Source organism: Sphingomonas aquatilis (assembly GCF_014196115.1).
Classification (GTDB): Bacteria; Pseudomonadota; Alphaproteobacteria; order Sphingomonadales; family Sphingomonadaceae; genus Sphingomonas; species Sphingomonas aquatilis.
The window spans coordinates 25,202-37,873 of sequence record NZ_JACIDB010000004.1 but is presented as its reverse complement, the minus strand read 5'-3'; the positions used below and the strand labels follow the sequence as shown (position 1 = coordinate 37,873).

Below are 12,672 nucleotides of genomic sequence, written 5' to 3'. Positions count from 1 at the left end.
GATCAAATGACGTTGAGGTCCGTCACGAACTCATAGCGATCCCCCCGATAGACCGAGCGGGTAAATTCGACGATGCGACCGTCGGGAATCCGCGTACGGCGCTCGATCCGCAAGACCTCGGAATGCTGGCGGACGCTCAGGATCCCCGCTTCGGTTTCGGTCGCCAGCGACGCGCGGATGCGTTGCGTGCCCGATGTCGGCCGAAAGCCATGGACGTCGAGCGCTTGATAGAGCGAATCGCCCAGCGCATCGAGATCGGGCATGAATACCGCCGGGATCACCGCATGTTCGATCGCCAGCGGCTCATCACCAGCCAGCCGTACGCGGCCTAGTCGCGCGACGCGGACATCCGGCGACACTTCCAGCACGGCGGCTTCCTCTTCGGTCGCCAGGGCATAGGATTTGTAAATCCAGACCACCCCCGGATCCTGCCCGCGCGAGCGCGTGTCGTCGCTGAAACTGTTGAGCTTCGCGCCTGCGGTCTCGATCCGCCGTGCGACGAAGGTGCCCGACCCGTGTTTGCTGATCACCACGCCTTCATCGATCAGCTGCTTGATGCCCTTGCGCACCGTAACGCGCGACAGGCCCGCCATTTCGCTGAGCTCGCGTTCGGAGGGCAGCGCGCTGCCGGGATCGATGCCGCCGCCGTCGATATGCTCGCGCAGGCGCTGGGCGAGCTGCATGTACAAGGGCGTCGCTTCGTCGCTGCGCGTCCAGGCGATGTCGCGCACCGTTACGCCTCCCGCTTGCCGATGGCGTGCAGGACGTCACGCAGGCTGCCGCGATGGGCGTCGAGCAGCTGCGCCGCCGTCTCGACCGGGTTCCCCATGGCGACGACGATGCCCAGCCGAATGTCGTTGTCCGCCAGCTCGAGCGAGCGAGCGGCGACCTCGGCATCGACGCCGGCAAGGTCCTGCACCATGCGGCGCGCCCGTACCAAGAGCTTCGCATTGGAGACGCGCATCGCCACCATGCGCCCGCGATAGACGAGGCCGAGCCGCAGCATCACCGCGGTCGACAGCAGGTTCAGCACCGCCTTTTGCGCAGTGCCCGCCTTCATCCGCGTCGATCCGGCCAGAACCTCGCTGCCGGTGTCCGCGATGATCACGTGCTCGGCCTGCTCGCTCAGCGGCATGTCGGGATTGTTGGTGATGCCGATCGTCAACGCGCCAAGCGCCCGCGCACGTTCGATCACGGCGACGGTATAGGGCGTCCGCCCGCTGGCGGCGACACCGATGACGACGTCGGACGCGGTGAGGTCGCGGGCATCGATGTCGCGGTGCGCGGCCTCGACATCGTCCTCCGCCCCCTCGCGCGCTTCCGTCAGCGCGCCCATGCCGCCTGCCATCAGAAAGACGAGGCGATCCATCGGCCAGCCAAAGGTCGGGTGAAGCTCGGTCCCATCCTGAACCGCCAGCCGGCCCGATGTGCCCGCCCCAACGAAGATCAGCCGCCCGTCATGCTCCAGCCGCGCAGCGGCCGCTTCCGCCGCATCCGCGATCGCGGCGACCTGCGACTGGAGCGCCGCGATGGCCGCCATCTGCCCCTCCAGCATCGCCTCGACGGCCGACTGGGTCGGCCACAGGTCGAGTTCGAGGAACCGGGGATCGAGCGCTTCGGTGTTCATCATATCAACGACCTCGATGCGATGCCGGGCCGGCTGGCGCGGCGCAGACCAGGAAGGCGACGGCCGTTCCCAGACACAGCTGAAACGGAAAGGACAGGCCGGTGAGGACCAGCGGCAGACCGATCGCCTTGGCGATAGCGGGTTGCAGCAACACGATCGTGACAAAGCCGATCAGCAGCGCGGCGATCGCCGATCCGGTGGTGCCGCGGGTGGTGAAGACCGCGGTGAAATAGACGCCCAGCAGCCCAGCATAGCTGAACACCATCACCTGCAACGCAAACTCCAGCAGACCCATCGAACTGTGGCGCTGCCAATAGTAGGACGCGACCGCCATCAGGAACATCGCAAAGCCGATCACCCCCATGCCCGCGCGCCCGGCCTGGACGAAGTGATGCTCCTCCACCGGTCCGCGCCGGTCGCGCCAGGGACGGTAGAAGTCCTGCACCAGCACCGACGACATCGCGTTGAGCGCGGAATTGGTCGTCGCGACCGCGGCGGCGCAGATGCCGATCGTCACCAGACCGCGCAGACCGCCGGGCAATTCGGTGAGGATATAATGCATGAAGATGCTGATCTTCTCGCCGCCGAACTGGCTGGCCGCGACGGCACCGGTGCCGCCCATCAGGTCCGGGCGGTTGTAGAAGATATAGAGCAGCAGGCCGATCACGATGAACATGCCGACCGTCGGCACCGTCGCCAGGACGGACAGGTACAGGCTGCGCGCGCCCGTCTTGGCGTCCTTGCACGACAGCAGCCGCTGCGTGGTGTCCTGATCCATGCCCGCATTCGCGATGTAGAGCAGCGCGATGCCGGTCACGATCGCCAGCATCGAAAACGGCCGGGACAGATCGAACGAGAAATCGAAGAGACGCAGCTTGTCGACGCCTTCGGGCGTATGCGCCAGCGCGTGCAGGATCTGGGCGTTGGACGCCGGGATCGACAGGCGCAGGAACACGACCACCGCCACCGCCGACCCGACGTAGACGATGAACTGGATCAGGTCGTTCCACAGCACCGATTTCAGGCCGCCGACGAAGGTGAAGGCGACGCTTGCCACGATCAGCGCGGCCGCCGCGATCATGATCCCCTGCGCCCCGACGCTGCCCGTGACGACCATCGCCAGTGCGATCGCGGCAAGATACACGCGCGCGCCCCCGGCAAAGACGCGCCCGATCAGGAACATGCCGCCCGCCCAGCGCGTCGCGCGTTCGCTGAAGCGCAGCGTCAGCAACTCATAGGCGGTGGTCGCGCGGATGGCATAGAAGCGCGGGATCAGCACATGGGCGACGAAGATCGCACCGATCAGCCCGCCGATATTGCCGGTCAGATAGGTCAGGTCGCCGCGATAGCCGTAATCCGGCCCGCCCAGGAACGTCGCGGCCGACTGGGTTGCCGACAGGACGGACAATGCCGCCAGCCAGGCGGGAACGTTGCCGCCGGCCAGGAAATAATCGTGGGCGGACTCGGTCTTGCGGGGCGTGAACATCCATCCGCCCGCGACCAGCAACAGCAGATAGGCCGCGATGACGAGCCAGTCGGCGACAGAAAAGGGCAACATCATCGAGCCATGCTCCGCTTGCGTTGGACCGGATGTCTGCGGCCGATGAACGGCCCGCACGCCCCGTCGATCGGGCGGGTGCGATCCTGATGCCGGGCGATCACAGATGCGCAGTCAGCGAAACGCCGATCGTCCGCCCCAGAATGTCGTACGTGTCGGGGAAGGTGTTGAAGACACCGCCGGACGACACGCGCGGCGGGTTGCGGTCGAACAGATTGTAGACGCCCGCGCTCATCGTCACCCTGTCGGTAAAGTCGTACGAGGCCGACAGGTCGAACGTGTCCTGCGCCTTGATCACCTCCGTCGATCCGACCGTGCTCGACCGCACCTTGCCGATGCGCTGCCAGTCGAACTGGATCACGCCCTTGTCGAGCAGCACGCCGATCCCCGCGGTGTGCCGATAGGCGGGCTGGACCAGCGTGGTCCCGTCGCTCGAACAGGTGGCGCCGAACGTGCCCTTGCACTGTACCGCCGACACGGTCGGGTTCGCCTGGATCAGATACGACGTGACGATATTGCCCTGATAGCTGGCGCGCAGCCCCCTGCCCGGCAGCCAGTCCGCCCGCAGCGTATAGGCCGCCGAAATGTCGAAGCCGCGTTGCAGCAGCCGGCCGAGATTCTGGTTGTTGACGAAGGCGTCGGCGAAGCTGCCGTTCGGGTTGCGCGTGACCAGCCCGCACAGCGGATTACCCGCGGTCGGATTGGTGATGTAGCAGCTCGTGATCGCCGCGATCGGCTGGATCACGCCTACCGCGCCACGCAGGTCGAGATTGTAATAGTCGACCGTGACGTTCAACCCGGGGATAACCGTCGGCGTGAACACCGCGCCCGCGGTCGTCGTATAGCCCGTCTCCGGCTGGATCGCGGGGTTGCCGCCATAATAATAATTGCCGGTCAGGTAGCTGGCGGCATTCGAATTGATCGAGCCCACCGCCGGCGCGCCGAACCGCTTGCACTGCGCGGCATCGCCCGTGCCGATCACGCACGGATCGCCGCCGTAGCGCGGCTTCAGCCGATCGACGGTGACGAGGCTGCTGAACGGCAGCGATGAGGTGGTGGCGGCGAATTCGCCGAAATTGGGGGTGCGCAGCACGCGCTGATAGGTGCCGCGCAGCCGCAGGTTGCGATCCACCTCCCAATTACCCTCGACCTTCCACGTCCCGTGCGTGCCGAACAGATTATAGTCCGACAGGCGATACGCGCCGCCCACCGAGAGCTTGCGGATCAACGGCGTGTCGTGGATCAGCGGCACCAGTACTTCGCCGTACAGTTCGCGTACGTCGAACGCGCCGCTGTATGCCGCTTGCACGCCCTGGCGATAGGTGTTGCCGGTCAGCAGCGCGCTGTCCTGCGTGATACTCGCCGTCTCGCGGCGATATTCGACGCCGACGGCAAAGCCGATCGGCCCGGCGGGCAGCGCGAACAGGTCGGCGAGGCTGCCGCTGATCGTCGCCGCGGTGACGAACTGGTCGCGCTTGCGATCGAAGCCGTTGATCGGGCTGCCGAGCGCGGCGGCGAGGCCTGGTTGGCGCGGGCCGAAGATGTTCACGGTGTTGACGATCGAGGCGAAGTTGTTCGCACCCGCCGCATTGGTGACGAGCCCGTCGCCCGAGATCAGCGACGATTCGGTCGAGCGGCCATATTGCGCATAGACGTTCCATCGGATCGCATCGGTCAGCGGCCCGCGCAGCCCCGACTGGAACTGCAATGTGTTGCGTTCGGTCGCATAGGTGATGAGGCCCAGCTCAGTGAGCGAGCGCGAGACGTTCACCTGCGCGACGCCGTTGACGAAGGTCAGCTGGTTGCGGATCGCGTCGGTCAGGAACGGATTGGTGGCGCTGATCCCGACCGTGCGGCTGACCGAGGCCGGCGCCGCGCCGGGCGTGCCGGTCTCTTCGGTGCGCGCATTGGTGAACATCGCCCGGCCGTACAGCTCGATCTGCGGCGTGATCGCATATTTATACAGCGCGGCGACATTGATCCGCTTCAACGGCGAGATCAGCGGATAGCTCGCCGAGATGTTCGAAGTGGCGGACGGGCTGGTCGTGAACGTGCCATCGTCGGTGAAGCCGAAGCGACGGCCGCTGGCGACATCGGTGAAGACGCCGCCGATGCTGGGGATCGTCTGATTGGGCGTCGCCGCCCAGTCGCGCTGCCCGGCCCGCACGCCATCGCGCTGGGTATAGTCCGCCGCGATCACCAGATTGCCGGCATCGCCGATGCCGGTGCCCATCATCAGCGAGGCGCCATATTGCGCGCCGCCATGGACCGACAGGCGGCTGGTCGCCGTTCCGCGCAGGCCCTTGTAATCGTCGTTGAGGATAAAGTTGACGACGCCCGCGACCGCATCCGCGCCATAGACGGCGGCGGCACCGCCGGTGAGCACGTCGACGCGCTTGATGAGCGAGGCGGGGATGGCGTTGACGTCGACCGAGTTGCGGAAGCTGAACGGCGCCGCTCGCGTGCCGTCGATCAGTACCAGCGACCGACTCTGGCCGAAGTTGCGCAGCTCCAGCACCTGTGCCCCGAACGCATCGCTCCCCTGCGAACCCTGGCGCACGCCGCCCGACAGCTGCGGGATCTTGGTCGAGAAATCCTCGATCGTCAGCGCGGACTGCAGCTTGATCTGCTCCTCGCCGGTCGATGCGACGGGGCTGCTGCTGGTCAGGCCGGGAATCGCAATCCGCGTCCCCGTCACCACGATGTCGTCGCCTGTCACGGGCACGCTCGGGTCCGTCGCCGCGGGAACGGTCTGCGCGTGCGCCACACCGGGCATCTGTGCAAGGGCAATGGCCAGAGCCGCGACGGCTACGGTATGTCGGTACGACGTCACCATGATGGAGTTCCTCCCTTGAACCCGAACCCGGCGCCGCCGCCCGGTCATCATGGGACCCGGCGAGACGCTGGCAAGGCAGGGATAATGCATACCTGTCTTATGCCTGTAAAGAGGTGGTATGGCATATTGGTATTATGGCAGGGATCGGCGTCGGGTGTCGGTGTCAGCTCGGAACGTCCCAGCTGCAAACGATCAGGCTGGCATCGTCGTGCCGCTTGACCCGGGTGTGACGGTGCAGGGAGTCCGGCTCGCGTTCGATGTCACGCAGCCGTGCCAGCCACGCCTGCGCGTCTTCCGGCGTGGCGATCGTCAGCAGATCGGCGGGCGTCGCGATGCCGAACAGTTCAACGAGGCGCAGGAACCCGTCGCTGGCGATCGCAAAGCGCTGCCCGGGCTGCAAGGGAAGCCTCGTCTGCCAGACATGGTCCGCCGCCGCGGCCTCCGGTCCAAAGACCCAATAGCCGCCCTCGCAATTCTTCAGGCAGCGATTGACGCGCAATCCGGGCAACAGCCGCAACTTCAGCGCATCGGGATCGATCGTCGGCTCCGCGTCGTAGATCGCCTTCACGGCCGCCAATGTCCGCCCCTCGACGATCTCGAGGTCGGACGCGCCGTACAATCGCGCCGCGCCCATCTCATCGACCGCCGCCACGCGGCAATCGGCAAGGCTGGTGATCTCGACCGCATCGTCGATGACGCGAACCATGGCGAAGGCGGCCGAGGGAAGATCGCAGGGATCGACATCCGCGCGCAATTGCACCCGCGCCAGCGCTTCGGCGCACCGCGTCATGACGGTGCGCAGCAGCGCGATCGTCGGGCAGTCCGGATCGTCTGCAAGCGCTTCGGCGAGCAGCCGGTTGGCGGTCTGGGCCAGCCATGCCGCGTCGCTCGGCGCGTCGAGTATCGATGGGCCGATGCCGGTGGCGCCATCGATCACCCAGGCGGCATTCCCATGATGGCCGATCGCGTCCTCGTTGACAGGGCCCTGCCCGTCGGACAGCGCGACGTCGATCCTCAACATGACATGCTCCCAGCCCGTACGTGTGGAAGGCTACCAACTTCGCAGCCGACGCGCAAACCAATATGATGCCACTTGCATGCCGTACCGGACTGGTATTTATTCGCATGATGGCATCGTGCGCTGACATGCATCCCATACATCGGCCGGGGGAATGGAAGGGGTGCGATGACCGACCAGGAGGTTCAGACGCAATGACCCCGGCGCCACGGCCATGACCGACACCGCGACGCTCTTGGCGAGGCTGCGCGCCATTGTGGGCGGGCGTCACCTGCTCGCCAGCCCGCGCGCCACGGCGCGGTTCCGCAAGGGATACAGGACCGGCGACGGACCGGCGATCGCGGTCGTGCAGCCGGCCACGTTGGTCGAGCTGTGGCGCGTCGCGCAGGCCTGCGTCGCCGCCGATGTCTCGATCATCATGCAGGCGTCGAATACCGGACTGATCGGCGGCTCGACACCCGACGGCGACGATTATCCGGGCGGCCTGGTCATCATCAGCACCACCCGTCTGTCCCGGCTGCGCGTGATCCGGGGCGGCGAGCAGGTGGTGTGCCTGCCGGGTGCGACGCTGAACGAGCTCGAACAGACGCTGCGACCCTATGGGCGGGAACCGCATTCGGTGATCGGATCGTCCTGCTTCGGCGCGTCGGTCGTCGGCGGCGTCTGCAACAATTCGGGGGGATCGCTGATCCGGCGCGGCCCCGCCTATACGCAGCTCGCCCTGTTTGCCGCCGTGCAACCGGACGGCAGCCTAAAACTGGTCAATCATCTCGGCATCGCCCTCGGCGACGATCCGCACACGATCCTGTCGCGGCTCGACACCGGCGATTTCACCGAAGCAGACGTCGAGGCCACCCCCGATCGCTGGGCGCACGACCACAGCTATGCCGAGCATGTCCGGGCGATCGACAGCGACAGTCCCGCCCGCTTCAACGCCGACCCGCGGTGCCTGTTCGAAGCGTCGGGCAGCGCGGGGAAGCTGATCGTCTTCGCGGTGCGCCTCGACACCTTCGCGCGCGAAGAGGATAGCGCGACCTTCTACATCGGCACCAACGATCCCGATCGGCTGACCGACCTGCGCCGAACGATGCTGCGTGATTTCGATCGGCTGCCGATCGCGGGCGAATACATCCACCGGACCGCCTTCGACGTCGCGGATCGATATGGGCGCGATACGTTCCTCGCTATCGAGCGGCTCGGCACGCATCGGCTCCCTGCCCTCCTGGCCGCCAAGGCCCGGTTCGATGCAGTCGCGGATCGCGTGTCGAAGGGGCTGGGCGACCGCCTGATGCAATGGTCGTCGCGGTTCATGCCCGATCATCTGCCCGGCTGGATGCGCGCCTATCGCGATCTTTTTGCGCATCACCTGATCCTGAAGGTGTCGGGCGATCAGCGCGCCGACACCCGCGCGCTGCTGGCGCGGCTGTTTCCGGGCGACGCCGTGGGCGACCATCGGGAATGCAGCGCGTCGGACAGCGCCAAGACCTTTCTCCACCGGTTCGTGGTGGCGGGGGCGGCCGTCCGATATCGGGCGGTCCATGCCGGCGAGGTCGCCGACATCGTCGCACTCGACGTCGCGCTGCCGCGCAATGCGCAGGCCTGGGTCGAGGACCTGCCGCCAGCGCTGGCCGACCAGGTGATCCACACGCTCTATTACGGCCATTTCTTCTGCCACGTCTTCCATCAGGACTATATCGTCCGACGCGGTAACGATCCCCTCGCCTTTGAACATGCGCTCTGGGCGCTGCTCGACGCGCGCGGCGCCCAATATCCCGCCGAGCACAACGTCGGCCACCTCTACGTCGCTCCCGCCCAACTGGCGGAATTCTATCGCGATATAGACCCCCGGAATCAGCTCAATCCGGGAATCGGCCAGACCCCCCGCACGCGTTATTGGGCCGACAGTGACGGCAGTGATCACAAACACGCCAAGCTTTAGGATCGATATGGACGGGTCATGACAACCCGTCGCTTTTCTGGCACCGCTCCTTATGGTCCGGTGGACCATAAGCACGTGTTCGGAATGGGCGAGGGATTTCGGGAATGAGCGACAGGTTCGACATTGTGATCGTCGGGGCGGGCCATGCCGGCGCGCAAGCCGCCATCGCGCTACGCCAGCGCGGCTTTGCGGGGACGATCGCGATCATCGGTGACGAGCCTGAGCTGCCCTATGAACGCCCCCCGCTCAGCAAGGATTATCTGGCGCGCGACAAATCGTTCGATCGCCTGCTGCTGCGCCCCGAAAGCTTCTGGCGCGAACGCGAGGTGACGATGCTGCTGGGGCAGCGCGTGACGGCGATCGATCCGGTTGGTCATGCCATCACACGCGAGGATGGCGACAGCATCGGCTATGGCACGCTGATCTGGGCGACCGGCGGCGCACCCCGCCGGCTGACCTGCCCGGGTCACGACCTCGCCCGCGTCCATGCCGTGCGCACCCGCGCTGATGTTGATCGCATGATGGCGGAGCTGGACGACACCAATCGCGTCGTCGTGATCGGCGGCGGCTATATCGGCCTGGAGGCCGCCGCGGTGCTGTCGAAGCTCGGCAAGTCGGTCACCCTGATCGAAGCGCTCGACCGGGTGCTGGCGCGCGTCGCGGGCGAAGCGGTGTCGCGGTTCTTCGAGGCCGAGCATCGCGCGCATGGCGTCGACATCCGCCTGGGCTGTGCGGTGGAGTGTATCGAGGGCACGAACGGCGCGGCCTCCGGCGTGCGGCTGGCGGACGGGGAAGTGGTTCCGTGCGACATGGTGATCGTCGGCATCGGCATCATTCCGGCAATCGCACCGCTCCAGGCAGCCGGCGCGGCGTGCGGCAATGGCGTCATCGTCGATGCCATGTGCCGCACCACCCTGCCCGACGTCTATGCGATCGGCGACTGTGCCGCCCACCCCAATCCCTATGCGGACGGCGCCGTCATTCGACTGGAATCGGTGCAGAACGCCAACGATCAGGCCAGCACCGTCGCCCGCGCAATCCACGACGCGGCCGAACCCTATGACGCCGTCCCATGGTTCTGGTCGAACCAGTATGACCTGAAGTTGCAGACCGTCGGCCTGTCGACCGGCCACGATCAGGTGGTGGTGCGCGGCGATCCCGCCTCACGCAGCTTCAGCGCCATCTATCTCAAGGACGGACAGGTGATCGCGATCGATGCGATCAACAGCGCGAAGGATTACGTGCAAGGCCGCGCGCTGGTGGTCGCCCGCACCGCCGCCGATGCCGCGACACTGGCGCAAACCGACATCCCGCTGAAGACGCTGACGGTCTAAGACGCTTCTGAAGCGAACACGCTGCCGACTAGCGCGCCGGCGGGACCAATATCCCGAAACGCAAAACCCTCCCCCCGGCCATACCGGGGGAGGGCGAACACATCACACCAACCGGCTCTGCTTCACCGCAGCGGCGATGAAGCTGGCGAACAGCGGATGCGGATCGAAGGGCTTGCTCTTCAGCTCCGGGTGGAACTGCACGCCGACGAACCAGGGGTGATCGGGACGCTCGACGATCTCTGGCAGCGTGCCGTCGGGCGACATGCCGCTGAACACCAGGCCGCCCTTTTCCAGCGCTTCCTTATAGTGCGTGTTCACCTCGTAGCGGTGGCGGTGGCGTTCCTGAATGGTCGTGCCGCCGTAGATCGACGCGACGACACTGTTGCCGTCGAGCGAGGCCTCATAAGCGCCGAGCCGCATCGTGCCGCCCATGTCGCCTGACGCCTCGCGCTGCTCCAGCCCGTCGCGCCCCATCCATTCGGTGATCAGGCCGACCACCGGCTCGTTCGTCGGGCCGAATTCGGTCGACGACGCATTGGCGATGCCCGCGGTATCGCGCGCGCCTTCGACGCAGGCCATCTGCATGCCGAAGCAGATGCCGAAATAGGGGATTTCACGCTCGCGGGCGAACTTGACCGACTTGATCTTGCCCTCCGCACCACGCTCGCCGAACGCGCCGGGGACGAGGATCGCGTCGCACGGTTCGAGCTGGCTCACGATCTCGCTGTCGTCATTCTCGAACAGTTCGGCGTCGATCCAGCGGACGTTGACCTTCACGCGGTTGGCGATGCCGCCATGGACCAGCGCTTCGTTGAGCGACTTATATGCGTCCTGCAGGCCGACATACTTGCCGACGACGCCGACCGTCACCTCGCCCTCCGGGTTGGTCAGGCGATCCATGATGTCGCTCCAGCGCGACAGATCGGGGGCCGACGACGGCGTGATGCCGAAGGCGCGCAGCACCTCCGCATCCAGCCCCTCGCCGTGATACTGCATCGGCACCGCGTAGATGCTCTTGGCGTCGAGCGCGGGGATGACCGCGGTTTCGGGCACGTTGCAGAACAGCGCGATCTTGGCGCGCTCCGATGGCGGCAGCGGCTGTTCGCAGCGGCAGACCAACACATCGGGCTGCACGCCCAGGGCAGCCAATTCGCGCACCGAATGCTGCGTCGGCTTGGTCTTCAGCTCGCCCGCGGCGGCGATGTAGGGCACCAGCGTCACGTGGATGCTGATCGCGTTGTTGCGCCCCTCTTCGTTGCGCAGCTGGCGGATCGCCTCGATGAACGGCAGCGATTCGATATCGCCGACCGTGCCGCCGATCTCGCAGAGCACGAAGTCGAGGTCGTCCGTCTCCGCGCGCGCGAACGCCTTGATCGCGTCGGTGACGTGCGGGATCACCTGCACCGTCGCGCCCAGATAGTCGCCCCGACGCTCACGCTCGATGATCGTCTTGTAGATGCGGCCGGAGGTGACGTTATCCGACTGACGGCTCGCGACGCCGGTGAAGCGTTCGTAGTGGCCGAGGTCGAGATCCGTCTCCGCGCCGTCGTCGGTCACATAGACCTCGCCGTGCTGATACGGGCTCATCGTGCCCGGATCGACGTTGAGATAGGGATCGAACTTCCGGATCCGGACGCGATAGCCGCGCGCCTGAAGCAGAGCTGCGAGAGAGGCCGCCATGAGGCCTTTGCCGAGCGACGAAACCACGCCGCCGGTGATGAAGATGTACCGCGCCATGGGAGGAATCGCCTAGCTTGGATGGGGGGCAAACGACAAGAGCGCGCGGGGGTCTCCCGCGCGCGATTTACGACGAGACGTTGTGCGGCTTAACGCTGCAGCGGCACCGCGCCATTATCGACAGGCGCATTCGGCACCGCATCCTGCGCCGGGGCGAGCGGCTGGGCCGCCGGGGCCGGCGCCGCAGGGAGCGGACGGGCGAGCGAGGTGTCGATCGTCTGCGTCTGGCGGTGCGCCGCGATGAAGGCGAGCGCGATCGACATGCAGACGAACACCGTCGCGAGGATCGAGGTCATGCGGGTCAGGAAATCCGCCGCGCCGCGCGCCGACATCAGGCCCGACGGGCTGCCGCCCATGCCGAGGCCGCCGCCTTCCGACTTCTGCATCAGGATCACCGTCACGAGCGCGGCGGCGATGATGGCATGAACGACGAGGAGGAAGGTGAACATCGACGACCTTGGGAAAAACGGATGAAGGCGCGCACATAGGCGAGGCGCGCCGAACGATCAACCGGCGTGGGGATGGGGTTTGGGCGCCTCGCCTACCAACCTGGCGCCGCCTTTCTTCGTCATCCCCGCGCAGGCGGGGATCCAGACGTGCTACCGTGTCGACTCCATAAATAA

The 12,672-nt window shown here is 66.3% G+C and carries 9 protein-coding genes; 2 read left to right on the top strand and 7 right to left on the bottom strand.

From position 1 onward, the window contains the following. Window positions 1-2: 2 nt before the first annotated feature. The 5 genes from GGR47_RS11005 to GGR47_RS10985 form a co-directional block, all read right to left on the bottom strand. A complete protein-coding gene (locus GGR47_RS11005; RefSeq protein ID WP_147034661.1) occupies window positions 3-731 on the bottom strand; it encodes a GntR family transcriptional regulator in 729 nt (242 codons plus the stop codon). Window positions 732-733: 2 nt separating this feature from the next. Further along, window positions 734-1,627, bottom strand: coding sequence for an N-acetylmuramic acid 6-phosphate etherase (locus tag GGR47_RS11000; RefSeq protein ID WP_183949549.1), 894 nt, complete (start codon window positions 1,625-1,627; stop codon window positions 734-736). A 4-nt stretch (window positions 1,628-1,631) separates the two neighbouring features. Beyond that, on the bottom strand, window positions 1,632-3,188 hold the full coding sequence (locus GGR47_RS10995) for a sodium:solute symporter (protein WP_017979009.1): 1,557 nt from the start codon (window positions 3,186-3,188) through the stop codon (window positions 1,632-1,634). A 97-nt stretch (window positions 3,189-3,285) separates the two neighbouring features. Next, window positions 3,286-5,910, bottom strand: coding sequence for a TonB-dependent receptor plug domain-containing protein (locus tag GGR47_RS10990; protein ID WP_244304911.1), 2,625 nt, complete (start codon window positions 5,908-5,910; stop codon window positions 3,286-3,288). A gap of 274 nt (window positions 5,911-6,184) precedes the next feature. After that, entirely contained in the window at window positions 6,185-7,042 is an 858-nt protein-coding gene (locus GGR47_RS10985; protein ID WP_147034658.1) for a protein phosphatase 2C domain-containing protein, read from the bottom strand. 211 nt (window positions 7,043-7,253) lie between these two features. Between GGR47_RS10985 and dld the strand changes: the two genes are divergently transcribed. Both dld and GGR47_RS10975 read left to right on the top strand, forming a co-directional pair. Continuing rightward, window positions 7,254-8,978, top strand: a complete 1,725-nt coding sequence (gene dld, locus GGR47_RS10980) for a D-lactate dehydrogenase (RefSeq protein ID WP_147034657.1) — start codon at window positions 7,254-7,256, stop codon at window positions 8,976-8,978. A 104-nt stretch (window positions 8,979-9,082) separates the two neighbouring features. After that, window positions 9,083-10,312: an NAD(P)/FAD-dependent oxidoreductase gene (locus GGR47_RS10975; protein ID WP_147034656.1), complete on the top strand. Its 1,230-nt coding sequence runs from the start codon at window positions 9,083-9,085 to the stop codon at window positions 10,310-10,312. A 102-nt stretch (window positions 10,313-10,414) separates the two neighbouring features. On the opposite strand, the gene GGR47_RS10970 is transcribed toward GGR47_RS10975, so the two are convergent. Both GGR47_RS10970 and secG read right to left on the bottom strand, forming a co-directional pair. Continuing rightward, entirely contained in the window at window positions 10,415-12,049 is a 1,635-nt protein-coding gene (locus GGR47_RS10970) for a CTP synthase (RefSeq protein ID WP_147034655.1), read from the bottom strand. 89 nt (window positions 12,050-12,138) lie between these two features. Continuing rightward, on the bottom strand, window positions 12,139-12,498 hold the full coding sequence (gene secG / locus GGR47_RS10965) for a preprotein translocase subunit SecG (protein WP_147034654.1): 360 nt from the start codon (window positions 12,496-12,498) through the stop codon (window positions 12,139-12,141). Between the last annotated feature and the right edge of the window lie 174 nt (window positions 12,499-12,672).

Bases quoted from the DNA above. Each gene is read 5' to 3' on its own strand.
- GGR47_RS11000 (WP_183949549.1), bottom strand. From the start codon at position 1,627: ATGAACACCGAAGCGCTCGATCCCCGGTTCCTCGAACTCGACCTGTGG.
- GGR47_RS10995 (WP_017979009.1), bottom strand. From the start codon at position 3,188: ATGATGTTGCCCTTTTCTGTCGCCGACTGGCTCGTCATCGCGGCCTAT.
- GGR47_RS10985 (WP_147034658.1), bottom strand. From the start codon at position 7,042: ATGTTGAGGATCGACGTCGCGCTGTCCGACGGGCAGGGCCCTGTCAAC.
- dld (WP_147034657.1), top strand. From the start codon at position 7,254: ATGACCGACACCGCGACGCTCTTGGCGAGGCTGCGCGCCATTGTGGGC.
- GGR47_RS10975 (WP_147034656.1), top strand. From the start codon at position 9,083: ATGAGCGACAGGTTCGACATTGTGATCGTCGGGGCGGGCCATGCCGGC.
- GGR47_RS10970 (WP_147034655.1), bottom strand. From the start codon at position 12,049: ATGGCGCGGTACATCTTCATCACCGGCGGCGTGGTTTCGTCGCTCGGC.
- secG (WP_147034654.1), bottom strand. From the start codon at position 12,498: ATGTTCACCTTCCTCCTCGTCGTTCATGCCATCATCGCCGCCGCGCTC.